This window comes from Pseudomonas helmanticensis (genome assembly GCF_900182985.1).
Classification (GTDB): Bacteria; Pseudomonadota; Gammaproteobacteria; order Pseudomonadales; family Pseudomonadaceae; genus Aquipseudomonas; species Aquipseudomonas helmanticensis.
In genome coordinates, this window is sequence record NZ_FXUY01000001.1 from 1,175,624 (window position 1) to 1,202,299 (window position 26,676).

Annotated in this window: 22 protein-coding genes; 19 read left to right on the forward strand and 3 right to left on the reverse strand. The window is 60.7% G+C overall.

What is annotated here, in order from left to right; all coding sequences use genetic code 11:
• Positions 1–32: 32 nt before the first annotated feature.
• From QOL84_RS05375 to QOL84_RS05390, 4 genes are read left to right on the forward strand one after another with little or no spacing between them, the layout of a single operon-like run.
• Entirely contained in the window at positions 33–1,571 is a 1,539-nt protein-coding gene (locus QOL84_RS05375; protein WP_129393830.1) for a TolC family protein, read from the forward strand.
• On the forward strand, positions 1,552–2,325 hold the full coding sequence (locus QOL84_RS05380; protein ID WP_129393828.1) for an efflux RND transporter periplasmic adaptor subunit: 774 nt from the start codon (positions 1,552–1,554) through the stop codon (positions 2,323–2,325). Before QOL84_RS05375 ends, QOL84_RS05380 begins: the two co-directional genes overlap by 20 nt.
• On the forward strand, positions 2,322–3,668 hold the full coding sequence (locus QOL84_RS05385) for an efflux RND transporter periplasmic adaptor subunit (RefSeq protein ID WP_283436471.1): 1,347 nt from the start codon (positions 2,322–2,324) through the stop codon (positions 3,666–3,668). Before QOL84_RS05380 ends, QOL84_RS05385 begins: the two co-directional genes overlap by 4 nt.
• The gene (locus tag QOL84_RS05390; RefSeq protein ID WP_283436472.1) at positions 3,668–5,764 is read left to right on the forward strand and encodes a site-2 protease family protein; all 2,097 of its coding nucleotides are present in this window, start codon (positions 3,668–3,670) and stop codon (positions 5,762–5,764) included. Before QOL84_RS05385 ends, QOL84_RS05390 begins: the two co-directional genes overlap by 1 nt.
• Positions 5,765–5,845: 81 nt before the next feature.
• Here the strand turns inward: QOL84_RS05390 and aspT are convergent, their stop codons facing one another.
• The 3 genes from aspT to QOL84_RS05405 all read right to left on the reverse strand — a co-directional run bounded on the left by aspT (position 5,846) and on the right by QOL84_RS05405 (position 10,367).
• On the reverse strand, positions 5,846–7,537 hold the full coding sequence (gene aspT / locus QOL84_RS05395; RefSeq protein ID WP_283436473.1) for an aspartate-alanine antiporter: 1,692 nt from the start codon (positions 7,535–7,537) through the stop codon (positions 5,846–5,848).
• Positions 7,538–7,561: 24 nt separating this feature from the next.
• Positions 7,562–9,175: a mechanosensitive ion channel family protein gene (locus tag QOL84_RS05400; protein ID WP_283436474.1), complete on the reverse strand. Its 1,614-nt coding sequence runs from the start codon at positions 9,173–9,175 to the stop codon at positions 7,562–7,564.
• Between the two features lie 76 nt (positions 9,176–9,251).
• The gene (locus tag QOL84_RS05405) at positions 9,252–10,367 is read right to left on the reverse strand and encodes an AI-2E family transporter (RefSeq protein ID WP_129393820.1); all 1,116 of its coding nucleotides are present in this window, start codon (positions 10,365–10,367) and stop codon (positions 9,252–9,254) included.
• 208 nt (positions 10,368–10,575) lie between these two features.
• Here QOL84_RS05405 and QOL84_RS05410 point away from each other — a divergent pair, with 208 nt between their 5' ends.
• The 15 genes from QOL84_RS05410 to QOL84_RS05480 all read left to right on the forward strand — a co-directional run bounded on the left by QOL84_RS05410 (position 10,576) and on the right by QOL84_RS05480 (position 26,624).
• On the forward strand, positions 10,576–11,853 hold the full coding sequence (locus QOL84_RS05410; RefSeq protein WP_283436475.1) for an OmpP1/FadL family transporter: 1,278 nt from the start codon (positions 10,576–10,578) through the stop codon (positions 11,851–11,853).
• A 261-nt stretch (positions 11,854–12,114) separates the two neighbouring features.
• Positions 12,115–12,396 carry a hypothetical protein gene (locus QOL84_RS05415; protein WP_283436476.1) on the forward strand — a complete coding sequence of 94 codons (282 nt, stop codon included), beginning with the start codon at positions 12,115–12,117 and terminating at the stop codon, positions 12,394–12,396.
• A gap of 94 nt (positions 12,397–12,490) precedes the next feature.
• Positions 12,491–13,174 (forward strand): SDR family NAD(P)-dependent oxidoreductase, encoded by a 684-nt coding sequence (locus QOL84_RS05420; protein WP_283436477.1) that lies wholly within the window; start codon positions 12,491–12,493, stop codon positions 13,172–13,174.
• Between the two features lie 48 nt (positions 13,175–13,222).
• Positions 13,223–13,999, forward strand: a complete 777-nt coding sequence (locus tag QOL84_RS05425; RefSeq protein WP_283436478.1) for a hypothetical protein — start codon at positions 13,223–13,225, stop codon at positions 13,997–13,999.
• A gap of 48 nt (positions 14,000–14,047) precedes the next feature.
• Positions 14,048–14,281: an acyl carrier protein gene (locus tag QOL84_RS05430; protein ID WP_283436479.1), complete on the forward strand. Its 234-nt coding sequence runs from the start codon at positions 14,048–14,050 to the stop codon at positions 14,279–14,281.
• A 134-nt stretch (positions 14,282–14,415) separates the two neighbouring features.
• Positions 14,416–15,276, forward strand: coding sequence for a hypothetical protein (locus QOL84_RS05435; protein WP_283436480.1), 861 nt, complete (start codon positions 14,416–14,418; stop codon positions 15,274–15,276).
• Positions 15,269–16,003 (forward strand): ApeI family dehydratase, encoded by a 735-nt coding sequence (locus QOL84_RS05440; protein ID WP_283436481.1) that lies wholly within the window; start codon positions 15,269–15,271, stop codon positions 16,001–16,003. Before QOL84_RS05435 ends, QOL84_RS05440 begins: the two co-directional genes overlap by 8 nt.
• Positions 16,000–17,178 (forward strand): beta-ketoacyl-[acyl-carrier-protein] synthase family protein, encoded by a 1,179-nt coding sequence (locus QOL84_RS05445; protein ID WP_283436482.1) that lies wholly within the window; start codon positions 16,000–16,002, stop codon positions 17,176–17,178. Before QOL84_RS05440 ends, QOL84_RS05445 begins: the two co-directional genes overlap by 4 nt.
• On the forward strand, positions 17,175–18,926 hold the full coding sequence (locus QOL84_RS05450; RefSeq protein ID WP_283436483.1) for a carbamoyltransferase family protein: 1,752 nt from the start codon (positions 17,175–17,177) through the stop codon (positions 18,924–18,926). Before QOL84_RS05445 ends, QOL84_RS05450 begins: the two co-directional genes overlap by 4 nt.
• A complete protein-coding gene (locus QOL84_RS05455; RefSeq protein ID WP_283436484.1) occupies positions 18,914–19,171 on the forward strand; it encodes a phosphopantetheine-binding protein in 258 nt (85 codons plus the stop codon). The genes QOL84_RS05450 and QOL84_RS05455 overlap by 13 nt, the downstream gene beginning before the upstream one ends.
• A complete protein-coding gene (locus QOL84_RS05460) occupies positions 19,168–20,082 on the forward strand; it encodes a class-II aminoacyl-tRNA synthetase family protein (RefSeq protein WP_283436485.1) in 915 nt (304 codons plus the stop codon). The genes QOL84_RS05455 and QOL84_RS05460 overlap by 4 nt, the downstream gene beginning before the upstream one ends.
• Positions 20,066–21,466 carry an MATE family efflux transporter gene (locus tag QOL84_RS05465; RefSeq protein ID WP_283436486.1) on the forward strand — a complete coding sequence of 467 codons (1,401 nt, stop codon included), beginning with the start codon at positions 20,066–20,068 and terminating at the stop codon, positions 21,464–21,466. The genes QOL84_RS05460 and QOL84_RS05465 overlap by 17 nt, the downstream gene beginning before the upstream one ends.
• The gene (locus tag QOL84_RS05470) at positions 21,463–22,446 is read left to right on the forward strand and encodes a BtrH N-terminal domain-containing protein (RefSeq protein ID WP_283436487.1); all 984 of its coding nucleotides are present in this window, start codon (positions 21,463–21,465) and stop codon (positions 22,444–22,446) included. Before QOL84_RS05465 ends, QOL84_RS05470 begins: the two co-directional genes overlap by 4 nt.
• Before the next feature lie 93 nt (positions 22,447–22,539).
• Positions 22,540–23,736, forward strand: coding sequence for an ATP-grasp domain-containing protein (locus QOL84_RS05475; RefSeq protein ID WP_283436488.1), 1,197 nt, complete (start codon positions 22,540–22,542; stop codon positions 23,734–23,736).
• Complete coding sequence (locus QOL84_RS05480) at positions 23,736–26,624, forward strand: non-ribosomal peptide synthetase (RefSeq protein WP_283436489.1); 2,889 nt, start codon at positions 23,736–23,738, stop codon at positions 26,622–26,624. Before QOL84_RS05475 ends, QOL84_RS05480 begins: the two co-directional genes overlap by 1 nt.
• Positions 26,625–26,676 lie beyond the last annotated feature (52 nt).

The following is a 26,676-nucleotide window of genomic DNA, read 5'->3' on the forward strand; positions in this document are numbered from 1 at the left end:
AGAACCAATTCCAAGAATACAAAGGAATGAACATGCGTATACATGCGACCCGGCTTCTCAGTACCGCCATCGCTTCTGCACTGTTGCTCAGTGCTTGCTCGTCAACGGAACCGAAACCTTCGACCGACGAAGAAAACCGCCAACGCATCATCGCTGATCAGTCACGCATGTATTCCGGCCAGGAGCCGGTCACCGCGCCGATCACCTTTTACGAAGCCGCCGCGCGGGCGCTGAAGTACAACCTCGACTACCGCCTCAAACTGATGGAAAGCGCGCTGGCCTCGGACCTGCGCGACGTCTCCAGCCATGAAATGCTCCCGCGCCTGGTGGCCTCGGCCGGTTACGCCGGGCGCGACAACGATTCCGGCGGCACCTCGATCGGCATCGAAGACCGTCAGGTCAGCTTGCGCCCATCGACGTCCGAAGAGCGTTATCGTGAAGTCTATGGCCTGGGTCTGAGCTGGAGCCTGCTGGATTTCGGCGTGGCCTATTACCGCACCCAGCAAAAATCCGACCAGATCCTGATGGCCGAAGAGCGTCGGCGCAAAGTCGCGCAGAACGTCTTGCAGGACGTGCGCAATGCCTACTGGCGGGCACTCGGCGCGCAGCGTCTGATGCCGGAAGTCGACAAGTTGCTGATGCGCACCCACACCGCCCTGACCTCAGCCCGCGAGGCAGAAACCCGTGGCCTGCTGCCGCGTCAGGAGATCCTTGCCTATCAGCGCGCCCTCCTCGACTCGATCTACCTGTTGACCGTGCGCCGCCAGGATCTGGAGTTCGCCCAGGCTGAACTGTCGGCGCTGATGTCGCTGCCGCCCGGCTCGAAAATGATCCTCGCCGACGCGCCCGACCCGGCACTGCCGGAAGTGCGCCAAAGCATGGCGCGGCTTGAACAGCTGTCGCTTGAGAACCGCCCGGAAATCATGGAAGAGTGGTACCGCAAACGCGTCAATCAAAAGGATCTGGAGATCGCCAAGGCGCAGCTGTGGCCGAACGTCAGCGTCGATTTCGGCTACAAATACGATTCCAACAAATACCTCTACAACAACGACTGGATGAGCACCGGCCTGCAAGTGTCGATGAACCTCATTCGTCTGCTGCAATTGCCGTCGTTGAACGCGGCGGAAAAATCCCAGAGCGAAACCGACGACACCCGTCGCGTGGCGCTGTCGATGGCGATTCTCACGCAAGTGCGGGTTGGCACCCTGCGCTATCAGCTGGCGCGCCAAGAGGTGGAATTCGCCGAGGACAGCCTGCGCGTCGATCGCAGTCTGCTCGACTATGCCCAGGCGGCGAAGACCGGCGCGTTAGGCTCGGAACTGGAAGTGATCCGCTCCGAAGGCCGCTATCTGCTCTCGCGTTATCAGCGCGAGGCGGCGTTCTCCAGTGCTCAGGCCGCGTGGGGGCGGATGTACAACTCGGTGGGCCTCGACGTGCTGCCCAAGGAAATCTCGCAACACGACATCAAGACCCTGGCCCGGGAAATCCAGCGCACCTTGAACGAACAAGAACAACAACGTCTGCTCGCCGCCACTTCGCAAGGAACGCCGAATGCGCAAAATCGCCCTTGAGCCCGGTTTCGCGGCTCTGCTGTTGGCCAGTCTGATCCTGTCCGTCCACGCTGAAGACAACCCGCAAGCCCCCGCACTGGAAAGTGCCAGTGCGATTCGTGTACTGCTCGCCGCCGAACTGGAAACCACGCTCTCCAGCCAGATGGCCGGCACCCTCGGTGAACTGAAAGCCGGGTTCGGCGAACAGGTCGGCAAGTCCGAACTGCTCGCTCGCTTCAACTGCAACGAAGCCGAAGCACGCTCGAAAGTCGCGGCGGCGGAACTGGCCATGGCCAAACAGAACCTGCAAGCCAAACAGCAGCTGCGTCAGCTCAATGCGGTCGGTGATATCGAAGTGTCGATGGCCAACACCGAAGTGCAAAAGGCTGATGGCGCACGGGCGATGGGCGCGGCGCAGAGCAGTTATTGCCAGGTTCTCGCGCCGTTTTCCGGGCGGGTGGCCAAGGTTTACGTCAAGCCTTATCAAACCGTGACCGCCGGTACGCCGCTGTTCGATCTGGTCAGCGACGGCGCGCTGAAAGTACGTTTGAACGTGCCGTCCAACCTGCTCAAGGACCTCAAGCCGGGGCTGCCGCTGCAAGTCAGCATCCATGAAACCGGCAAGACCTATCCGGCCCATGTCAGCGGCATCAACTCGCGGGTCGATGCGGTGGCGCAAACCGTTGAACTGGAAGCCCGTCTCGACAACAAATACCCCGACCTGATGGCGGGCATGAGCGGCACGGCGCAGTTCGATCAAGACGCGCGCCCATGACCATGAACGAGCAATTGCCCCACCCGCACCTACTGCTGGAACTTGACGCGCTGCGCGATAAAGCCATGGCCGCCGACTCGCTGAATGCCCTGGCGTTCAGCATGGCCAACGACTTGTACCCGCTGCTGCAGTTTCATCAGGCACTGGTGTTTGCCCAGCGTGAAAATTCGCTGGAGCTGTTGAATGTCTCGGGCCTGTCGCGGCCCAGCGAAGACTCGCCCTATCTGGTGTGGCTGCGCCGGGCCAGTCGTTGGGTCGCGGCGCAGGTGTCCGGCGACGAGCCCGTATGGTTGGCGCAGGACAACGCCGAGCCGCCGGCAGACATCGCCGAAGGCTGGAACGAATGGTGGCCGTCAGGGCTGTGGTGCGTGCCGGTGCAGGATCGTGACAATCAACGCCTCGGCGTGCTGATCATCTTGCTTGAGCAGGAACCGCCCGCCGTGTTGTGGCCGCACCTGAAAGGGCTGGTCGGCACGTGGGCGTATTGCTGGTCGGCGCTGACCCGGCGCAAGCGCTTCAGTCGTTGGCGGCCGAATCGCAAACAACTGCTGCTCGTGGCGCTCGTGATCGCTGCCCTGCTGTTGTTGCCCGTGCGGCAAACCGCGCTGGCACCGACCGAGATTGTCTCGCGGCAGGCGCAGATCATCAGTTCGCCCATCGATGGTGTGATCGAAAAGATCCAGGTTCGTCCCAATCAGCCGGTGGACGCCGGCACACCGCTGTTCTCGCTGGACGAAACCACCCTGCGCAGCCGCGCCGAAGTGCTCGGCAAGGAAGTCGCGGTGGCCGATGCCGAACTGCAAGCGGCCAGCCAGCGCGCCTTCGACAACCCACAGAGCAAGAGCGAGCTGACCTTGCTCGCCGGCCGTTCACAACAACGTCGCGCGGAACTGGCGGCGGTGCAGGCGCAGCTCAAGCGTACGCAAGTGTTGTCCCCGCGCGGCGGCGTTGCGGTGTTCAGCGACCCTAATGATTGGCTGGGCAAACCGGTGGTGACGGGTGAACGCATCATGCAGGTGGCCGACCCGACGCAACCGGCCATGCTGATTCAACTGGCGGTGGCCGATGCCATCGCGCTGGAACCGGGCGCCGAAGTCACGCTGTTCCTCACCGCTTATCCGCTGACACCGCTGAAGGGCAAGATCCTCGAAACCAGTTATCAGGCACGGCCGAGCGATGAAGGTGTGGTCGCCTATCGCTTGCTCGCCAGTGTCGACGATGCGCCGGAGCACGCGCGTCTTGGCCTGCACGGCACGGCGAAGATTTACGGCGGGCGAGTAATGCTCGGTTATTACCTGCTGCGCCGGCCGCTGGCGACGCTGCGTGCGTGGAGCGGTTGGTGATGCTCGACCCGGCCGATCTGCCCGTACCGCCACTGCGTGAAGACCTGCGCCTGAGCGAAGCGGCGCATGGTAGCGACGGTGAGCCGGCATGGGTGATTCAGGACACGGTAATCAACCGCTTCTACCGTATCGGCTGGCTGGAATTCGAATGCCTGCTGCGCTGGGGGCAATCGCCGCGCATCATCAGCGCGCAGATTGCCGAGGGCACCGCGCTGAAACCGGACGTCGAGCAGGTCCTCGATTTCCGCCAGTTTCTCGAACAGCACCAGTTATTGCGCGCCGGCCCCGCAGCCCTTGAGCGCTTGAAGAGTAAAAGCGAGGAAGGCAGTTGGCTGACCTGGCGCTGGTGGCTTCACCACTACCTGTTTTTCCGCATTCCACTGCTGCGCCCACAACAACCTTTGCAGTATCTGGCGCGGGCGCTGGGTTGGCTGTTTCATCCGCTGACCGGGATTATCGTGCTGAGCCTGAGCCTGCTCGGGATCATTCTGGTGTTGCAACAGTGGGACGTGTTCACCAGCGCGGTGGTCGAGTCGTTTTCCACCGAAGGCCTGTTCAGTTTTGCCCTGGCGCTGATCGTCGCGAAAACCCTGCATGAACTCGGGCACGCCTTGGTCGCCACCCGCCTGGGTTTGCGCGTCGGGCACATGGGCATTGCCTTTGTGGTGATGTGGCCGATGCTCTACACCGACACCGGCGAGAGCTGGAAGCTCAGTCGTTCGCGGCAACGCTTGGCGATTGCCTCGGCAGGCATCGTCACCGAGTTGTCGCTGGCCGGGCTGTCGACATTGGGCTGGGCGGTTTGCGATCCGGGTGCGTTGCGCAACGCGCTGCTGTATCTGGCGACCACCAGCTGGCTGCTCTCGCTGGCCCTGAATGCCAGCCCGTTCATGCGTTTCGACGGTTATTTCATTCTGTCCGACCTGCTGGATTTCCCTAACCTGCACGAGCGCGCCTCGGCGCTGGCGCGGGTGACGTTGCGGCGCAATCTGTTGGGTTTGCGCGAAGACTGGCCGGAGACGTTCCCGACCGGACAACGGCGTTTGCTGGTGACTTTCGCAATCATCACCTGGGTTTACCGCTTGGTGCTGTTTCTGGGGATCGCGCTGGCGGTCTATCTGTTCTTCTTCAAGGTCTTGGGGATCTTCCTGTTCATGGTCGAACTGTCGTGGTTTATCGCCCTGCCCGTGATGCGTGAGCTAGGCCACTGGTGGAAAAACCGCGCGGCCATTGCAAGCCGCCGCAAAGTCGCGTTCTACGCTGTATTGCTGGCGATCCTCGTCGCTCTGGCGATCCCGTGGCGCACGCAGATCGATGCGGTCGGCGTGGCCCGCGCCGAGCACCAATTGCGGGTGTATGCGCCCTACCCGGCGCGCCTGCAATCGATTCACCCGGATGGCCCGGTCAAGGCCGGCGAGACGTTGATCACCCTCGACGAACCGGACATCGCGTCGCGCCTGCACACCAGCGAAGCCAGCGCGCGCAGCTACGAAGCACGGCTGTCGGGGTTGATCGCCGATCCGGGCGGCCTGGCTGAAGATGCGGTGACTCGCCAGCGCCTCAACGTGCAATTCGAAGAAGCCCGCGCCGCTCGTTCGGAAATCGCCCGGTTGAACCTGCAAACGCCATTCGCGGGGATCTGGCTGGACGTCAAGACGGACTGGAAACCCGGGCAATGGGTCGGTCGCCAGGAATCGCTGGGCATGCTGATCGATCCGCGCAGTTGGCAAGTCGATGCGTATGTCGCGCAGGATCAAGTGCATCGTATGGCTGCCGGTGATCGCGTGCGTTTTTATCCCGACGGCCAGACCACACCGCGGTCCGGCCGGGTTTTACAGATCGGCAGCACCCGCGCCAGTCAGTTGTCGCATCGCATGCTGTCGTCACGTTTTGGTGGGCCGGTACCGACAACCAACGCTGAGCATTCGCTGATTCCGAGCAGTGCGTTGTTTCAGGTGTTGATTCAACTGGACGAGCCACTGCCGAGCCTGTGCGAGACACGTGGGCATTTGAAGATCGAAGGTGAACGCCGCAGCCTGCTTGGCGATGGCGCAACACACGTCCTCGCCGTACTGATGCGCGAAAGCGGTTTTTGACGCAAAGGTATGCACCTGAAACCCTGAAGAACCTGTGCCAGTGGAGAACCTGTGCCACAGAGGTTGTTGTATTTCGATACCTCAGCCAGCGACGACGAAGATGATGATCGGCCCGCACACGGCCAGCAGGACGTTGGAAATCGCATAGCACACGGTGAAACCGATTACCGGGGTGTTACTCCCCGATTGTTCGATGATCTTGTTCATCGACGCTGCTTCAGTCTGTGCCCCGGCCAGCGCGCCAAACAGGATCATCGGGTGTAGGCGCAGCACGTAGCGGCCGAAGTACAACGCCACCAACGGCGGCAAGATCGTCACCACCGCGCCGGACACCAACAGCGCCAGGCCCTGCTCCTTCATCGCGGCAAACGCTGCCGGCCCCGCCAGCAAACCGACCACCGCGCCGAATGCCGTCAAACCAAATTCGGAAAACGCCCATTGCGCGGCCGGTGGCAGCGCGCCGATTTCCGGGTGGCGCGAGTTGTACCAGCCGATTACCAGCGCCGCGACCAACACCCCGCCGCCAATGCCCAGCTCCACCGGTATCATGCCGATGTGCGTCGACAACAATCCCAGCAGCGAACCGAAAACCATGCCCAACGTGTGCATGGCGATATCACTCTTGTAGTTGTTTTTACGGATGCGCCCCAGACGTTTGGCCACCGCTTCAACGCTCGCGGTACGCCCGGTCAATGTCAACACATCACCGCGACGCAGCACCGTGTTGGGCAGCAACGGCAGCTCGTAACCCTGCCGCGAAATGGTATTGACGAAACATCCCAGGCGCCCGTCGCTCGCCAGTCGGGTCTTGGCCTGGTGAATGGTTTTGCCGGCAAACTCCGCCGAGGTCAGCACGATGTCCACCTCACGCGTCGGAAAGGACAAGGATTCCGGATGATCGATTTCCGGTCCGACCCAATGGCTCAACGTGCCGACCGCATCGCGCAAGGCATACACACCGACGACATCGCCGGCCATCAGCACGAAGTTTTCATCGCGCTCGATGACTTGCCCGGCGCGAACCACGCGTTCGACCGTCAACGAGTCATGCAGCTTTTCAAAATCGACGATGCGTTGGCCATCCGCCTGACCATTGCTCGCCACCTGATGCGCCCTGACGACAATGCGCGTATAGGGCACGGTGATCGCCTCTTCTTCCTTGGCGATACCCAGTTCCAGCTCCAGTTCCCGCGCCGATTCGCGCAAATTCACGCCGAGCAGTTTCGGCGCGATGCTGCCGACAAACACGATCAGGCCGATGGTGCCGAACAGGTAGGTAATCGCATAGGCGATCGCCATGTGGCTGTTGAGTTGCGCCTTGGCTGCCGCGGCGAGGCTCAATTGATTGATTGCACTGGTCGCGGTGCCCATGATCGCCGTGTCGGTCAGCGCGCCGGCGCCTAGCCCTGCGGTAAACCCGGCGTCGAAATCGAACACCGAATACATCAGCAGAATCGCCCCCAGCGCGGTGCCACAGAGCACCACCGAGAGCAGCACCAGTTTCAGCGTGCCGCGATTCAGACTGCCGAAAAACTCCGGCCCGCTCTTGAAGCCGACGGCATAGATGAACATCACGAAAAACACCGACTTCAATCCCGCCGGGACTTCCAGGCCGATCTGGCCGATCAGCAGCCCCATCAATAACGCGCCGGCCACCGAGCCCAGATGAAAGCTGCCGATATGAATGCGTCCGATGAAGACGCCCAGTGCGATCGCCAGGAACACCGCGATTTCCGGGTCAGTGCGTAGCGCGTGCAGAATGAAATCGAGCATGTCGCGGACTCCTTGCGGCGGCGGTCACTGGTCTTTCGGCGGTTGCGCGGGGGCGGTGTACCACTTGTCTTTCGGCACCCACTTCTCTTGCTGCGGATCGCCCAGGTAATGCGGCGACATGATCTGCACGCCGTACTCGTTGAACACGTCCTGAATGTTGGCGTGGAGCATGCTCAGCAGCACTGCACGCGGTCGCGGCTGGCTCGGAATAGCCTGCGCCACCAAGCGGTATTCGGGATAGAAATCCGATAACGCCGTCTGGAACACCTGCGCCGGCGGATCTTCGAGAACCCCCGGCGTGCGGTGCGCCGCCTCCAGCAACATCGCCTCGACCTGGCGCCACGGCGTGTCGTAACCGATGGTCACCACCGTATCGACCACGTAACCCGGGCCTTGCACGGTGCGCGAATAGTTTTTGGTGACGGTGCCGGTGATCATCGAATTGGGCAGCGTCAGCACTTCGCCCAACCCGGTGCGAATGCGCGTGGTGAACATGCCCAGCTCAGTCACGGTGCCCTCGTATTCGCCAATCTTGACGAACTCGCCGGGGCGCAAAGTACGCGTGTAAGTCAGGATCAAACCGGCGGCGGCCTGCCCGACCACACTGGTCGCACCGAGAGAAATCATCAGGCCGATCAGCACCGACAGGCCCTTGAACGCATCGGTGCCCGCCCCCGGCAGATACGGATAGGCCATCGCCAGGGCAAACAGCCAGATAGCCAGCGCCGTCAGGCGTTGCGTCGGTTGCAGGGTTTCGTGGTTCAGCCAACTGAATGTGCCCGGCATCGCCATGCGCCGCAAAATCCGCCGGGTAAACGCCGTCACGCCACGGGCAATAAAGAATATCGCCAGCGCCACGCCCAGCCCGGGAATCGCCCCGACAATGCCCTGCAGCAGGTAGCCGGCGAGTTCGAACAGATAGTTATTGAGGCTTTCACCCCATGGCCGCGTGTAGGGAAATCGCGACAGGACGAAGCCGAGCCATTCATAGGTCAGTAGCAAAATCACCAGCCAGCGCAGCAACAACAGAAAACGACTGACCAGCGGATAGAGAAAATTCGAATCGATCAGTTGCACGCGCCCGACTTTCAGCGCCTGGGTGTGGCGATCCATCAGCGCCGGCAGTTTGGCCAGCAACTTGCGCCGCAGATACGCCAGGCACCAGAGCAAGCTCAGATAGATCAGCGTGGCCACGGCCGCCAGCGCCAGCGAGCGCACGATCATTTGCAGGTTGCGCGCTTCACGGGTTTCGGTGACCACCTGACGCAGTTTTTCCGCCGCGCCCTCGGCCGCCTGTTGCACCGACGAGTACGCCAGGGCATCGACATCCTGCGGCGCGACGATGAACGCGCGCTTGTCACCGATCAGCACCATGTAGCTGTTCTGGATCGCATCCGTGGTGATCGCCAGCGAGGCGTCTTCATCCAGCGCCTCGCTGATGACCATCTTCGCCCGCTTGACCCGTGACGCCGGCGCCTCGCCCAGAATGCTTGCGCGAAACAGCATGATGCTGCGGTTCGCGACCTTCAGCTCTACCGCTTCATCCGCCGGTTTTGCCACGTCATCGGCCGCCCAGCCGAGCCCGTTCCAAAGCACTGCGAACACCACCATCGATACCGCCAGCAGCCTGCTTCGCATGCGCCTTGTTCCTTACGCCCAAGTGTCAGAGATGGATACGTAAGCCAGCGTAGTTGAGCGATAAACGGTTGTCAGATTACGGCAGGGTTTCTTCGTTGCCGTCGTCCAGCACCCGTGTGACCTCCGCTGGCTGATACACCCAGCCGATGAACAATTCGTAACCGACGGCGAGAATCACCGGGCCGGTGAACAAGCCGATGATCCCGCTGGTGACCATGCCACCGAGCGCACCGATCAACACCACCGGCATCGGCACCGCAACACCGCGCCCGAGCAGCATCGGTTTGAGGACGTTGTCGGAAAGCCCGGCAATGATGATCCAGACGGTGAAGATGATCGTGCCGGCACTGACGCCGTCCTGAGCGAACACATAGATCACCACGGGCACGGTGATCAGCAGAACTGGCAGTTGCATGATGCCCAGCAGCAGCACCATCAAAGCCAGAATGCCGGCGGCCGGAATGCCCATGATCACCAGCGCGACACCGATCAGCAACATCTGAATAAACGCGATCCCCACCACGCCTTGCGCCACGGCGCGAATGGTCGAGGTGCACAGTTCGGCGATCTGCGGGCCACGCACCGGGCCGGAAATCCGCGTGGTAATCGCCACCGCAGTGCGATGCCCGCGCTCACCATGGGTCATGATCACCCCGGCAACGATCAAGGCAATGACGAACACCACAATCCCGGCACCGACACCGGCGGCGTGATGCAGCAGCACCTTGCCCCAACTGGACAGGTGCGGCGCCAGTTCCTTGAACGCCCAGCTCAGGTCTTGCGAGGCGTGTTGCCAGATACCGAACAGTGGCGCGCCAATCAGCGGCCAGTTCTCGACGCTGGCCGGTGGCGGCGGGATCTCGAACTGTTGCGCTTCCATGGTGTGCATGCCGACTTTCACCGAATCGGCAACGGACGCCCCGAGCAGGCTCAGCGGCACCATCAGAATCAGCAGCCCCAGCAACACCAGAACGATGGCGGCCCAACCGTAGCGATTGCCGAGCCTGGCGCCGAGTTTCTGATTGAGTGGATACAAGGTGATCGCCAGGATCAGCGCCCACAGCATGACGTTGAGAAACGGATGGAAGATGTCGAAACAGAACAGCACTAGCGTGGTGATCAACCCGGCGCGAATCAGCACGTCCAGCAATGCTCTGGAGCTATTGAAGGTGAGCAGCGGTTTTTCTTCCATAGCGGTTCTCCTGACCAGGACTGTTCACTCGATGCCGTTGATTGACCGACTGGCTGAGCCTAGAACACATCTGCGGTATCAGCGGCATTTTGTCCCTGTTGTCAGAACCGGACTCGCAGAGCTGTCCGCAACAAACCCGACCATTGACTGGTGTACTGGCCAAAGCACGTCTAAAACTGATGCAGGTCCATCTATAAGGAAGTAACGGATGAAATCCACGCATTCGCTGATCATTCTTGCCTTGGCTGGCAGCGCCGGCCAAGTGTCGGCAGGCGGCATTCAACTGTATGAAGCCGGACAGGAAGGCGCAGGACTGGCCAACGCCGGCTCGGCGGCGCTGGCCACCGACCCTAGCGTATTGATGAGCAACCCCGCCGGTATTGCTGCGCTCAAGGGCACGCAGATCAGCCTGACCGGGCAAGCGGTGCTCGGTGGCTTGGGCTTCGATCGTGACAGCGACAATGATTATTCCGGCAACGAGGGCGGCAATCCGCTGCCGATACTGCCCGGCAGTAGTTTCTTCATCAGCCATGAGGTCAATGACCGCGCCAGCATCGGCTTCGGCCTGTACGGCAATTTCGGCCTGAGCGTGAAATACGACGACGATTGGGCCGGGCGTTATTTCACTCAGGAATCGACACTGATCGGCATCTCGATGCAGCCGACGTTCGCCTACAAGATCACTGACGACCTGTCGATGGGCATCGGCCCGCGCCTGGTCTACGGCTACTACTACACGAAACTGGCGGTCGACAATAACGCCTTCCTGCCGGGCACGCCGTTCCAGCAAGATGGCAACGTGCAATACAAGGACACCGACACCGGCGTGGGCATCAACCTCGGTCTGCGCTATCAGGTGGACCCGCGCACTACGCTCGGTTTCGCCTACACCAGCAAGGTCAAGCTTGAGTTCAAGGACTCACCCTCGGCCCACGGCATTCGCAATCCGCTGCTCAATCTGGCGCTGTCGCGGCTGGATGTCGACGAGCTGGAGATCGACATGAACATCCCCCAGAGCGCGACCCTGAGCATCGCCCATCAATTGAACGAGCAATGGACGCTGTTGAGTTCGGTGAACTGGCAGGACTGGAGCGATTTTGCCGACATCGGGGTGTCGGTGGATTCGGCAGCCGGTGACGTCTCCCGTTCGGTGGATCGCAAGTATCAGGACACCTGGCACCTGTCGATTGGTGCACAAAACCAGATCAGCCCAAAGCTGCGCTGGAACATGGGCATCGGCTATGACAGCTCCGCCGTCAAAGACAAGGACCGCACCGTCGACAATCCGATGAACGAGACCTGGCGGCTGGCGACAGGCATCAGCTACAAACTCGCCGAAGACACCGACCTCAACCTCAATTATACCCTGGTCTGGCTGGGCGACATGGATGTGCAGCAAAGTAAGCGTAATGGCCAGACGCTGTCGGGCAGCTACCCCAACAGTGCCCTGCACATCGTTGGCGGCGGCGTAACGTGGCGGTTTTGAGTCGGGTGCCATTTAGCGGATCGGGCAACGAGTAAAGTTCTTGAATGAATAACCAGGTGCAGTAGTCGTTATTTCACGTAAACATCAAAAACAATTAAACATGTCAACCCGGCCATGTGCCGGGTTGACGGCTTTAAACCGTCCGGAAACTGACGAGTCAAAGGCGAAACTACTGGGTGTTTGTTGCTCGTTGCACTTGCAAGACTAGCCAAGACAGATACCACAATAAATTCCATGAATAATTGCCCATGCAATTAATTGATGCGGCTCGATCATTTGCGTCAGAAAAATAATTTCAAAAAAAACAAAAACCGAAATCCAGCTCTGACTTTCCAGTTATCTATCATCTGCTTGTTTTTAAAAGATATTTTTATTGATGGCAATTTAATAACCCCCGATTTCGATGAAATTATTTTGGATCCAACGCGCTTGACAGGCATTTTTCGACTGGGCATAGTCCCGGCGGCTGCAAAGATTGTAACGACTCATTGCAATGTTGGAAGTGCAGGCTTTACCCCCGAAAGCCAATGGGTAAAGCAGTAATTATCATCAACTGGATGTTGGTGAAGAGACTCTGAAACTTTGCAGTTTCAGCAGTGCAAGGGTTGCCTTTAGTTCTCTAAACGATGGCTTGAATATGAATAACAAGAATTTACTGGTGGTCGGTGCTTCCAGCGAAATTGGCTCAGCCATTGTTCGCCAGGCAGAACAAAACAACTATCAGGTTATAGGGACCCAACGGTCCGGATCGATGCCCGGATTGTTCATGGACGTCACCTCGGATGAGAGCGTGAAGTCGGCCATCCAGCAGGCGCTTGCCGATTTTGGCAGGATCGATGCGGTGATCTACGCGCCGGCGCTGTCCAGCGACGGTCTGATCCACGCACTCGACGATAACGCCTGGAGCAACGCATTCGACGTCAACCTCTTCGGCGCCGTGCGTGTGGCCCGCCACCTCATTCCCCACTTCATCAAAGCGCGTCAGGGCGTTTTCCAGTTCGTCTCCTCGACCGCCGCCGTACGCGGTGCGACCGGGGCTGCGCCCTACGCCTGTTCGAAGGCCGCGCTCAACGCACTGGCGGTGAACATTGCGCATGATTACGGCCGATTCAACATCCGCGCCTACACGGTCATGCCGGGTTATGTCGACGGCGGCATGCTGGCCGACCTGCCGGTTGAAAAAAAGACCCTGCTGGCCCGGGAACCGTCGCTCAAACGCCTCGCCACTCCGGATAACGTGGCGCACTTTTGCATCGCCACGCTCGACTCGCCGTACCTGACCGGAACCGCGTTGACGCTCGATGGCGGGTTGTCCGGCTGAGCCGCGACCACCGCAAGGAAATCTCTGTCACAAGGAAGGCAAGACACAATGACAACCATGGAAAAACCCCCGGCCGACGCGCCGCATACGCTATCCGGCAATGCCAGGTCAGCGGCGAATCAACTCTACCGGGAGCGCATCGTTTCGCGAGACGATCCGTCGTCCCTGCCCTGGCTCAGCCAGTTGCTCAAACACGGAATGCTCGAGCTGGATCACATCGACAACCCGATGTACCTGACGCTGCTGGAAGGCAACATGTCATCCAGCGCCTTCGAATCTTTCTTGCGCCCGTACTACTGGGGCTCGAGCCAGGGTTTCAACAAAAAGGTGCTGCCGGCGGCACTGAAAGCCCACAGCAATGAAAACTGGCGCGGCTACATCAAAAGCATCATCCGCGAAGAAAACACGCCGAGCTGCCACTCCACGATGTTCAGCAATTTTGTCCAGAGCCTGGGTTATGAAGTGGGTGACCGCCCGGACACCGCTCAGCGCTTTGTCGACAAACTGATTGCCGGCTACAGCGCAACACTGGGATTCGCCCTGGGTTACGCACTGGGTGTGGAAACCGAAGCGGACTTTCAGATTGCGGTGATCCACAGCGCATTGCTCAAGCAATTCCCCAACGTCATCGCCCGTGATGAGTTTTTCACCATTCACATGGACGAGAGCGGGGAAGAAGCTCACGCCAAGGCCACCTGCGAATCCATCGAAGCGCTGATCGCCGACGGCACGATCGAGGCCAGTCAGGTCCGCGATGGCTTTAACGCGGCGGTGCTCGATACCCGTGACTTCGTCTGTGACATCCACGCTGAACTGACGCACTGACGCCCCCTCCTCCCGCTTATCCGATAAACACAAAAAGAGAGCCAGACCATGCCTGTTGATAGCCGTTTAGCAGAAATCCTCAGAACCGTTGCCGAACTGGATGCCAATCACCCCCTCGAGCTGACGCAGGAACTGCAGGCGCTGGGAATCGATTCGTTGAAGTTGATCGACGTGGTGATGTCCGTCGAGCGCGAGTTCGGCACCGAACTGGATGAAGATGCCCTGGTGCGCGCGCGGACGGTGGGCGAACTCTGGCAGGAAATCGAGGGTGCCAGCGCCTGAGTCATTCGTCTTCGGCTGCGCAATGCGCGCTGGCCATACAAGGACCGTAGAAGGCATCACCCGGCGCTGATCCCGCCGTGCTGATGCCCTCTCCAATCGAAATGCACGCACGCATTTCACGCTCGGAGCACCCCATGAATCCAGCGACTCTCGAGTTTTCCATCGAGCGCTACGCCGTCTATCCGTCGACCCCGTCAACCTCGGCAGAAGCCGATCTGCTGCCGGATGACTTCAACGAATGGGTGGACGCCAAAGGCGACCGTTTCCGCGATACGTTCAGCCGGATCTGTTTTTATCTGGCCGAACGCTACGTGAGCCCTGTCGACAACAGCCGCGAAGAAACCGTTATCGTCGGCACCGAATACGGCAATCTGCAAGCCATGCTGCGTTTCCAGCGCCAGGCCAAAGCCGATCACAAGGCCCTGTCGGCCCAGCAGTTTCCGTACGCGACCACCAGTTCTGCATCGACCTTCATCAATATCAGCCGGCACATCGGCGGCGGCAACGCAACGCTCAATGCCGGTGCGCAGACCCCGGCGCTGGCGTTATTGCATGCGTTGCTCCATGTGCACAGTCATCCGCGCGCCCGCAGCCACGTGTTCGTCGGCGATACCTATTGCGACGAAGCGCGAGACGACATTCGCAAACAGGCTCCCGCGGCCCGCAGCTCTTCAGGTATCTGCTATCTGGCGCTCACCGAAGGGCGCCAGTTCAGTGCCCGGGTCAGTTTTGAGTCGACGGCAGAACGTGCCTTGAAAAGCATCGCCACGGATGCCCGCGTTTACCTCGACAGCGGCAGTCGTGCGCAACTGGCTGCGCAGTGTCCGCCAGACGATAACGGCCAAGGCTTTGCCGCTGATGAACACAATCGGGCTTTCGTGTTCGCGGCATTCCTCCAGGGTGCCCTGGCCCTCAAGCCCGGTCAGCGTGCGGCGCTGTTACTGGCCGACGCGGACAGCGCCAGCAGCATCGAGATTGCGCGCCATCATGAATAGCCGCCGAAGTGCAGTGTTCGACCCTAGCCTTGAGGTGTTCAAGGTGCATTTCGACAATGACCCGATCGTGCCCGGCCTGTTGCTGGTGCTCAACGAGCTGCAACAGCGCTCCGCGCCAACCGATGCCAGCACCCGCGTCGAGCGGTTGCTGTTCAAGGCTTTTGTGCGTCCGGGCCAGACCGTCACTTATGTCAACGAAGCGGCGCAAACCCGCATCGATAACGAGTCCGGTATGTGCTGCTCGTTTGCATCCAGCATCGCTGGCGCTCTCGACGCACCTGAGTACATCGGGCAACCGTGTCTGAACCCAGTGCATGTCAGCCCCACGCGTGAGCCGCAGTACTGGTTTTTGCCGGAACAGGTCAACGTCAACGAAGACGGCAGCCACGCCAGCACCTGCATCGACCTTGCACAGGTGATCGCGCAGCACGGTTACCTCGCACAGATCGTTGATCCGGCCTTGCTGGTTGTCAGCGAAGCCCTGGGCAATCTGGCACTGGTCCTGCAACAACGCCACGCCGCTGGTACCCCGGCGAGTTATGTCTTCGCCAGATTCGACGCGCTGGAGATTGCCCTGAACCGTACAACCAGCGCTGCGCCCCTGCATTTACACACCCGCGTGCGACATTTCGGCTCGTTCCTCGCGTGGGACGCCTGCGCCTGGGATGCACAGGGCGTGCGGCTGGTGGTGCACAACGCTATTTCCGTGAAAAGGAAAACCCCTTGAACACAATCCATGTTTCCGGACTTGGGGCGGTCACGCCCATTGGCCTCGACGTCGACCATTTCTGGCAGGCATTGCTCCAGCGCCAGGCAAATTTCAGCGGCCAGGATCCGGTGTATCCGGGGATGAAACCGGGCTTCATGGCCGCGCGGATCGACGACGCCCACAAGGCGTTGCTCAAGCAGCGCGCGCCGCAGATCACCGGCCCCGATGTTCCTGATTCCTCGCTCTACGCCGTGGATGCCGCGATGCAGGCGATCAATGATGCCGGTCTGCCAGTCGGCTGCGCTGCACTGCGCAATGCGCTGGTGTGCGTTGGCAACAACGAAGCCGAAGCCGACATCCTCGACCTCAGCGTTGAGGGCAACGATGAGGCCTGGCGCAACAACACCTACTCCAGCCATGCGATTGCCCGCAATGTCGCGCGCGCCATTGGTTCGCAAGGCCCGGCATTGTGCTTTCACAACACCTGCGCCTCGACGAATGTAGCGCTGGAATTTGCCTTGCGCATGCTCCGCTCCGGGGCTGTCGACACGGCGGTTGTCGGTGGTGGCGATGCTTTTTCGAAAAAGGTCTGGTCGGGCTTCTACACCCTCAACGCGCTGGGCGAGCAACCGTGCAAACCGTTCTCGCGCGATCGGCGCTCGATCACCATCAGCGAAGGCGGAGCCTTTTTGGTCCTGCAACGTGCCGACGCTGTCGTCGCCACGCCTTACGCCGAACTTCTCGCCGTGGCCAGCAACAATGACGCCGCGCACCCGACCAATCCCGACCTGACCGGCGTTGCGGCCTGCCACCAGCGAGTACTGGAACAGGCAGGCCTGCAAGCCAGCGACATCTGCGCAATTTATGCCCATGGCACCGGCACCAAGGCCAACGACCTGACCGAAAGCACCATTTTCAACCGCACTTATGCCTCGGCAGCGGTAACGGCCATAAAAGGCACGGTCGGCCACATGATGGCAACGGCCGGCGCGATTGGTGCGGTCGCCAGTTGCCTGTCGCTGCGCAATCAATGGCTGCCGCCGACGCGGATTGACCCGGACAGCCTGGAATATGAGATCGACCTGGTAACCCAGCCGGGTGGCGTGTCGCGTGCGCTGCGTTACGTGCAGAACAACTCCTTCGGTTTTGGCGGCAACAACGCCATCTCAATCTTCAAGGCCATCGAACAATGATCATTCTTGGTATCAGCGGCTTACCCAACGCGCAAAGGGCCCGCCACGAGCGCTGTCCACAGGCCCTGGAAATCGATGAACGCATTTGCCAGGGCCTGGACAGCGCCGCCTGTCTTTTGGTCGACGGCAAAATAATTGCTGCTGCCGCCGAAGAGCGCTTCACTGGCGTCAAAGGCACCGGTGAACTGCCGGTCAATGCCATCGAATACTGCTTGCAGGTCGCACAGTTGCAGCCCAGCGATGTGCAGGTCATCGCGCACGGTTTTGACTACGATCGTTACCGGCGTTTTTTCCCTCAAGCGGGCGAATCGTTTGACCAGGTCTACAGCGGCAAAGCAATTATCGAGGGCCTCGAGCAAGCCGGCTGGAAAGATGTCGGCGCACGCTTCAAGGCCGTCGAGCACCACGTCGCCCACGCCGCTTCGGCCTATTTCGCCAGCGGTTTTGAGCGTGCGTTGTGTGTCGTTTCCGACGGCATGGGTGAAGTCGAGTCGTTGACGGTGTTCCAGGCTCAAGGGCGCACCCTGAAGAAATTGCATGGCCAACCGATCAAGACCTCGTTGGGCTTGCTCTACTCCATCTGCACGCGCTTTCTCGGTTTTGCCTTCAACAGTGACGAATACAAAGTGATGGGGCTGGCCGCTTATGGCAACGGCGCAGCCTACAGCGAAGCCTTCAATGAGCTGGCGCGGTTCGATCCGGCCACTGGCTCGATCAATATCCACTGGCCCGCCAACACCTTGACCGACGCAGAGGAAGGTTACCCGGCGGCGATGGAGTTTCTTCAGCGCACGTTCGGCATTCCTGCGCGGGCGGCGGAAGACGAACTTACCGATGTGCACGGCGACTTCGCTGCCGCATTGCAGGCAAAATTCGCCTCACTGCTGCAAGCGCTTGTCGCTCATTGGCTGGAGCGCACCGGTGAAACGGCGGTGTGCCTGGCGGGCGGCTCTTTCCTCAACTGCAAGGCCAATGAGGCGCTGTGCAACTTGCCCGCTGTCGAGCAGGCGTTCGTGCAGCCGGCAGCCGGCGACGACGGCACCGCGATGGGCGCCGCGCTCTATCACGCGGCGCAAGCGGGCGAGCCGCGCATCGACGGTTTTTCACCTTATCTGGGGCCGCAATACAGCGTTGAATGCATACGCGAGCATTTGCACGAGGCGGCGGCAGATGGCGGCCTGCAATGGCGTTATGTCGGCCTCACCGATGAATATTTCACTCAGGCCGCCCGCGATCTGGCGGACGACAAGATCATTGCCTGGTTCCACGGGCGCATGGAATTCGGCCCGCGCGCGCTGGGGAATCGTTCGATCCTCGGCCGTGCGAACGGGCAAGCGATCAAGGCCCGTATCAACGGTCTGGTGAAGTTCAGAGAACCCTTTCGCCCCTTTGCCCCGGCCGTGCTGGATATCGATTGCGATCGCCTGTTCGAATCGAAAAAACTCCAGCCCACCCGCTACATGCTGTGTACCGCGCGCGTGCGCGAAGAAACCATGGACGCGGTCAGCGGTGTCGCCCACGCCGACGCCAGTGCGCGGATCCAGGTGGTCAGCCGGGACGTCAACGAGAATTTCTGGCGCCTGTTGACCGAGGTGCGCAAGGTCTGTGGTTTCGGTTGTTCGATCAACACCTCGTTCAACGTCAAGGGGCAACCGCTGATCATGGCACCGGATGTCGCCCTCGCCACGTTCCGCAGCATCGCCCTCGACACGCTTTACATGGAAGGATTTATCGTATGGAAACCTTGATTGACGCTGATCTGGCCCAAGTGGTCGATGAAGTGCTGCAAACACTCGCCAGCGCCAAACGGGTCAGCCCGGATGCGCCGCTGGAGCAGATCGTGTTCGATTCGCTGGATCAGATGCGCCTGCTGGTAGCGATCGAAGATCGCCTGCAATTTGTCTTTGACGATGCGGCGCTGCAGCCGTTTTGCCTGGACAGCCGCGAAGCGCTGGTCAACAGCGTGGCCGCCATGATGAATCAACAGGGATGAACACCATGTTTGCGCTGCAAGACTTGCAGGCTCGTCGCCTGCTCTCGGTGGTCGTTTCGGGCAACGGCCTGATCGGCTATCGCTTTTGCGACACGCTGCTCCAGGCCTATGAAGCATTGGATCAAGCGCTGCAACAGAGCATGGCGCGGCATATCCGCGCCACGGCCCATTCGTGCACCACGCTGATTGAACGCCAGACCCTGGAAAAAATCGGCTTCTTCAACAAACTGCCGTGCATTCCCATGACGGCCAGTCCGCACGCATGCAGCGATCACCAGCACAAGGCTGGCGACGGCGACTGGGTGCTCAGCCCCTCTACCTGCTACCACACGTTTGCGCATTTGGCCGGCAGCACCGAACGCTGGGACCTCAAGTGTTTTACCGCGCTGGGCCACTGCCACCGCTACGAGCCGGTTCTCGACGAAGCCACGCGGCTGGGCAGTTTTACCATGCGTGAGTTTGTGCTGCTGGGTAGCCAGGCGCAGGTCGAACACATGTGCCAGGTGCTGTTTGACAGTGGCGTGGAACTGATTAAACGCTTGGTGCCGTCGACCTTTGTCGAGCGCGCCAGCGATGTATTTTATGGGGAAACCGCCGAGGTCACGCGTAAAGTGCAACTGGCCATGGGGGTGAAACTGGAAGTGCTGATTCCGTGGCCCGAGCGCAAGGTCAGCGTCGGTTCACGCAACTTGCATCGGGACCTCTTCACGCAAGCTTTCAAGATCGGCCCGCAAGCACCTGAACCGCTGATGCATTCGGCGTGCGTGGCCTTTGGCATGGAGCGTCTGTTGCTGTCATTGCTTGCGCAAATCGGTGAACCCGAAGCATTGCTCGCGCATCTGCAGGACGTCCTCGGGGATCAACCGGCCAGCCGCCACGCCAGGGAGTCTGAACATGCAGCCCTGGTTTGACACCGGCGTCGCAAAACGCATTGCCGTGGTGTCGTTCCCGTTGATGGGCACCATGGTCGGCAACCTGTTGATGATGCTGGTCGATCGCCTGTGCCTGGCGCACTACTCGCAAGATACCCTGGCAGCGTCGGGGCCGGCGGTGTTCACCAGCATGGCGATCATTGCGTTTTTCTGCAGTACCGTCGGCGTTTCGCGTTCGTTTATCGCGCAGGCCAATGGGCGTTCCGGCCTCAGTGAGGCCAGGCATGAGGCCGCATTGGGATTGTTCATCGGACTGGCGTGCGGCGTGCTGCTGTTCATCGGCGCGCCGCTGATGGCGATGATCCCGCAACTCAGCTCGCGTCCCGAGCAGATTGTCAGCCTCGAATCGCAGTACATGTTCTGGGCGGCGATGTTCGGCGGCGTCATGGCGATCAACACGGCGCTGTCATCATTTTTCAACGGCGTGGGACGCACCCGCGAAACGCTGCTGGTCGGCATCGTCGGGCAAGTGGTCGATTCGGTGTTTACCGTCGGCCTGGTGTTCGGCAAGTTCGGCCTGCCGGAAATGGGCATGGCTGGCGCGGCGATCGGCACTTTGATCGGTACGCTGTCGATGCTTGCGTGCTACGCGGTCATGCTGCCCGGCGAAGTCTGGCGCGAGCTCCTGAACATCTTCCTCGCCCGCAGTGAACGCCTGCTCTCGCGCTTGCTGTTTCGCTTGCGTCGGGGCGTGCCCAGCGGTTTGTCCGCTGGCGTTGATCAGTTGGGCAATACCGCGTTCATCTGGATCATTGCGGTGCTGGGCTCGAGTGCCCTGGCGGCAAACAACGTCAATCTGACGATCAATTACCTCGGCATCATTCCGATCATCGGCCTGGGAATCGGCTGCAGCATTCTCTGCGCGACCGCTGCGGGCAAACAACAATACGCCGAACTGGCCACCATCCTGCGGGTCACGGTGATCATCGAACTGGCTTACGTGCTGCTGGTCTCGACGGTGCAGATCACTATGCCGCAGGTGCTGCTCAAGGCCTTCGGTGACTTGGGACACAACCCGCAAACGCTGGCGTTGGCGATCGATACCCAGCGCGTCTTATGGACGTTTTCCGGGGCCTTCGTGTTTTCCATGACCGGTGCGGCCGTGCTCGAAAGCATCGGCATGGCGCGGTTTTCGCTGATCGTGCGGCTGGTGCTGATGTGGTTCATGAGCATCCCGTTGATCTACTACTTCGCTATGAACAACCGTGATGCGCCGTCGACGCTGGTGACGTGCTGGATCATCGGTTCGGTGTTCGAGTTTGCCATCGGCGGGATTTATTTCTGGCGGATCGCCAAGGCCGTTCGCGGTGCTGAAAACCGTTTGCACAACGATCATCAAACCGTCACGGAAGGTGCCGCATGAACCTCGATGAAGTCGTGCGTTTCGCACCGCTGGCCATCAACTGCTTCACCGGCAGCCTGGCACAACTGTACGCACGCAATGGCGCGCCGATTGATGAGGCGCAGCTGCTCGAAGCCGGTGACGGCTACCTGTACCGCGCCGGTCTCGATGAGTGGGGAATGCCCGAATACACCTTCGCCGTCGAAGAAGTCGGCCTGCTCGCCTGCCAGGCGCTGGGCGCCGATGTGCAGCGTTTGCCGTTCGCTGCGGATTGGCTGGAGCAACTGCGCACATTGCTGCAAACGCATCCCGGCGTCGTCGTCTGGGTCAACTCTGCCCACCTCGATTACGCGCCGGTCTACCGGAGCAAACCGGGTTATTTGCACGCGGTACTGGTCACCGGCATTCATGAGAGCGCCAGCCACGTGAAAATCTTCGACTCGCTGATCGTCGATCGCGAGCCGCACGGTTGTGAGGCATGGTTGTCGATCGAGGCATTCGCCACGGCCATTTGCGACCGTGTACGCACCGAAACCTACGATCACATGGGCCACTTCGTGGTGATGCGCCCTGCCCTGCAACCGGTCGCCTTCGATGTCCGTGAAAATCTCCTCCGCCAAGCCCGCAGCTATCGCGTGAACAAGCGCCATCGAGACGCTTTGCAGGTGTATCGCGAACTGTGCCTGGGGCGCTTTCGCGGCCCGGCCCAACCGGCGGCCATCGCGGCGCGGCGGTTGTTCGACCACATCGTGGTGCTGTACGTCATTCCAGGCCTCAGTTTGCTCGGGCAGTCATTGCAACGCGCCGGATGTGACGCGCGGTTGCAGGACATGAGCCAGACGCTGATCGATCATTGGCGGGCGTTGTCGCTGCTGGCGCTGAAATTCGAGGCGACTCACTCGCCACAGGTACTGGCGCGCCTGGAGCAACGTTTTGCGCTGATCGAGGCGCTGACATCGACGCTCTGGCTGGAGCTGCACCAGGCACTGCAAGACGCCTGACGGGCGCTGCGAACCAACGGTTAATTGACTGAACCCGCAAAGCGATCTGCGCGGGGGCAGTCCGACGATTTTGTTTTCAGGGATAGAACAACAATGAAAATTCTGGCGCTGGGCCGTGAGTGTGATTTACACGATTACGTGACGTACTGTCAGGGGTTGGGCAGAGACGTCGTGTGTTTTTCGCCGCCCGCTCTTCTACAAGACGAAAAGGCTCAATGGGCTTCGCAACTGACTGCCGCGCTCGACGCCGTCGCGCCGGGGCATACGTTCGCACACGTGGTCTCGTTCAATGACGGGTTTCAGGTTCAGGCTGATGTGTTCAAGCAAATCTTCGGCCTTGCCGCGCGTAACACCGACACGCTGTTCACCCTGACGGACAAGGCAGCGTTCAAGGCTGTACCGGCCACTGCAGATTTCATCAGCCGCTACCTGCGCCTGCCACAGCAGATCGACGCCGCGCAGGCGTGGCAGCAAGTCGAGCAAGCGTTGACCTTGCCGGTGGTGCTCAAGCCTTCCAACGGTTTCTACAGCGCCGGGGTTATCCGGGTTGACGACCGCGCCGCCTTCAACAAGGCCCTGACTCTGACCAAACGGGTCTGCGCGCTCATGACCCAACAACGCGGCGATTCGGAAATTCTGGTCGAGGAATACATCGACGGTGAAGAGTTTTCGGTCGACGGCTATGTGCTCGACGGCCAGGTCAAACCGCTGTTGCTGCACCACAAATACCCACGGCTGGAAGGCCCGACGTTTCATGAGAACGCGCAGATCTCGCGGCCATTCGATGAGCGCCTGGGCGAACCGTTCATGCTTGCGCTGCGCCAGATCATTGCCGCAGTCGGCCTCGACCAGTCGCCGTTCCATGCCGAGTTCCGCATTACGCCCGAGCAACGCGTCTACGTGCTCGAACTGGCGCCGAGAATCTCCGGTGGCGGCATCTCTTCGCGTTACCTGATGGACATCTGCCTGGGGCTGGACGTCTACGACGTCGACTTCAAACTCGCCTCGCCGTCGTTGCAACTTGCGCTGCCCCATCGGCGCATCGGCCTCGAGTACGACTTCAGTGTGAAAAAAAGCGGCGTCTTGAAATCCATCGAGAAAACTGTCGCGCAATGCCGGGAGATGGGCGCCAGCACCATCATCCAGCATCGCCACAATGGCGAGTTCGTCATGGCCCCGCCCGTGGCCATGGAGACGGTGTTGACGGCCTTTTTCAGCTGCGCCTCGAAAGAGCAGGCACTGCAAATCTTCGATTACCTGGAAACCTGTGAAGTCGAGACCCAAGCCTGATGAACACGATGCCATTGCCCGACCGCTCCTTGCCGTTGCTCGACACGCAGGTTGGCCTGTGGGTCAGCGAACAGGTCAATCAGGCCAGCACCTCGCATAACATCCACGTGCGCCTGGCGATTGGCGGCGCACTCGACGTCGCCGCGTTACAACAAGCGATCGACTGGCTGGTGCAACGCCACGATAACCTGCGAGCGCGCTTTGTCCTGGAGGGAGAAACACCACGCCAGATCATCAGCGCCGACCGGCACACGCCGCTCGAACAAGAACGGATCGATGCCGCTGATCTGCACGCGCGCACTGACGCCTTGCTGCTGCAGTCGATGGATATCACCGCAGGGCCGCTGTTTCGCAGCGTGTTGCTGCAATCCGGCGCAGAGCAACATGTGCTGCTGCTGATCATCCATCATCTGATATTCGACGGCGGCTCGATTGAGGTGTTGTTGCGCGATCTGCGCGAGGCTTATGTCGCGTTTTCACAAGGCACGCCTGCGGTGCCGGCAGCGCTGCCGTTCAGCTATGCCGGGTATGTCGAGCGTCAAGCGACTGTGCGCACACCAGCCGCCCTCGACTATTGGCTTAAAACCCTGGCTGATCGGCCGCCAGCCAAACGCTTTCCCTGTGCCCGGCTGGCCAGCGGAAAGACCGCACGCCGGGCCGCTGACGTCGTTACTCAGATGCAACCGGCAGCGGCGCAACAGCTGCGTGAATTGACCGGACCCGGCACGTTCACCCCGTTCATGGTGCACATGGCGATCTGCGCAATGTTGTTGCAACGCCAGACCGCCGTCGAAGACATGGTCTTCGGCATGCCGCTGTCGACCCGCGACGGCGCGGAAACGAACGACCTGACGGGGTTGTTCGTCAACGTCGTCGCGCTGCGCCTGCAATTGACCGCGCAGCGGACTTTCGCACAGCTGCTGCAACACGTTCGGGCACGTATTCTGCGGGCGATGATGCACCGCGATCTGCCGTACCACGAATTGGTCAGCCAGTTGCGCGCCGGGCGGGAAACCGGCGCGCTGTTTCATGTCTTTCTCAACCATGCGTCGGTGCTGCGCCGGCCCTTTCAGGCCGGGCGCTGCACGTTTGAACTGCTGCCGACGACAAACATCACCGCGGCGTTCGAAATGAACCTCGCCATTGTCGAAACCGACACCGGTTTTGACACGGTTTTCGAATTCGACGACATGCGCTTCGATCGCACCGACATCGGCGCGCTTGCCGAGCAGTATCACCATCTGCTGTCGGCGGTGCTGGCCAACCCGGACACCGAATGGCGGGATCTGCCCGCCGCGCCCGCCAGCAGTCGTCCGGTGCACCAATGGTTCGAAACCCAGGTCGAACAGACGCCGGACGCCATTGCCGTGGTGTTTGAGGACAGCCGCCTGAGTTACCGCGAGCTCAACGCCCGGGCCAATCAGGTCGCTCGCAGCCTGCGCGATGCCGGTGTCACGCCGGGCGTACTGGTCGGCCTGTGCATCGAGCGTGGCCCGCAGATGGTGGTCGGCATCCTTGCTGTACTCAAGGCCGGAGCAGCCTATCTGCCGATTGATCCGGACAATCCCGATGAGCGTATTCGCTTCATTGTGCAAGACACTGGCCTGGGCACCCTGCTTACTTCAAGCCATTTGCAGCCACGGTTTGCCGACTTTGCGTTGAACCTGATGTGCCTGGATAACCTTGCAGAATCCGCCGCGCACGACACGACTAACCTGAACTTGAGCGTCGCGTTGCAAGACCTCGCCTATTGCATCTATACCTCGGGCTCCACCGGGCAACCGAAAGGAGCGCTCAATACCCACGGCGGTTTCGCCAATCTGGTGCAGTGGTATGTGCGTGACGGCCTGCACATGCGCAACGACGATAGGGTGATGCTCGCCAGCTCGGTCGGTTTCGACCTCACGCAAAAAAACATCCTCGGGCCGCTGTGCGCCGGCGCGTGCCTGATGATCCCGCAGCACTCACCCGCGCACGCCATGGGTTTCATGAAGGCACTGACAGCGTACCGCCCGACCTGGCTGAACTGCGCACCGTCGGCGTTTCGCGCGTTCGCCGGCTCAGCGCGCACCGCAAGCCTGCGCATGCTGGTCCTTGGTGGCGAGCCAGTCGACGCCGCACTGCTGGAACAATTGCGCGGGCGCCCGCTGACCCTGGTCAACTCCTATGGCCCGACCGAGTGCTCCGACGTCGCGAGCTGGTGCAGTCAGGACATGCAAACACTGGCGCAGGCCGCTGAAATGCCGTTGGGCCAGGCGATACCCGGGGTTCAGGTGTTTGTGCTGGACGAAAACCTGCAACCCGTCGCGATCGGTGAAGCCGGCGAAATCCACATCGCCGGAACCGGAGTCGGCCAAGGCTATCTGCGGCGTGCCGCACTCAGCGCGCAAACCTTCATCCCCAACCCTTACGGCCCTGCCGGCAGCCGCATGTACAAGAGCGGCGACCTGGGCAGGTACCTGTCCGATGGCAGCCTCGCATTTATCGGTCGCATCGATTTTCAGGTGAAGGTGCGCGGTCACCGCATTGAACTGGGCGAAATCGAGAGTCGCTTGTCAGCCTGTGCAGCCATTCGTGAAGCGGTGGTCATGGCGCTCGAGGCCGGTGCGGGTGAAAAGCGCCTGGTCGCCTACCTCGTCGCCGGGGATGGCCACGTGATCGACGGCGAGCAACTGGCCAACACCTTGCGCGAGGACTTGCCCGACTACATGGTGCCGGACACCTGGATCGCGCTGCCGCAACTACCGCTGAATATCAACGGCAAGCTGGACCGCAAGGCATTGCCGCCACCCGCATGGCGGGTTCAGCAAAAGACTGCGGCTGACGGCCTGGCACTGACGCCGATCCTGCGCCAGCCACGCATCGATGTCCGCAGCCTGATTTCGTGATCAACCACGGCGCAACCGCACCCGACTTCTATCGTTTGCCAAGGAAATAGCC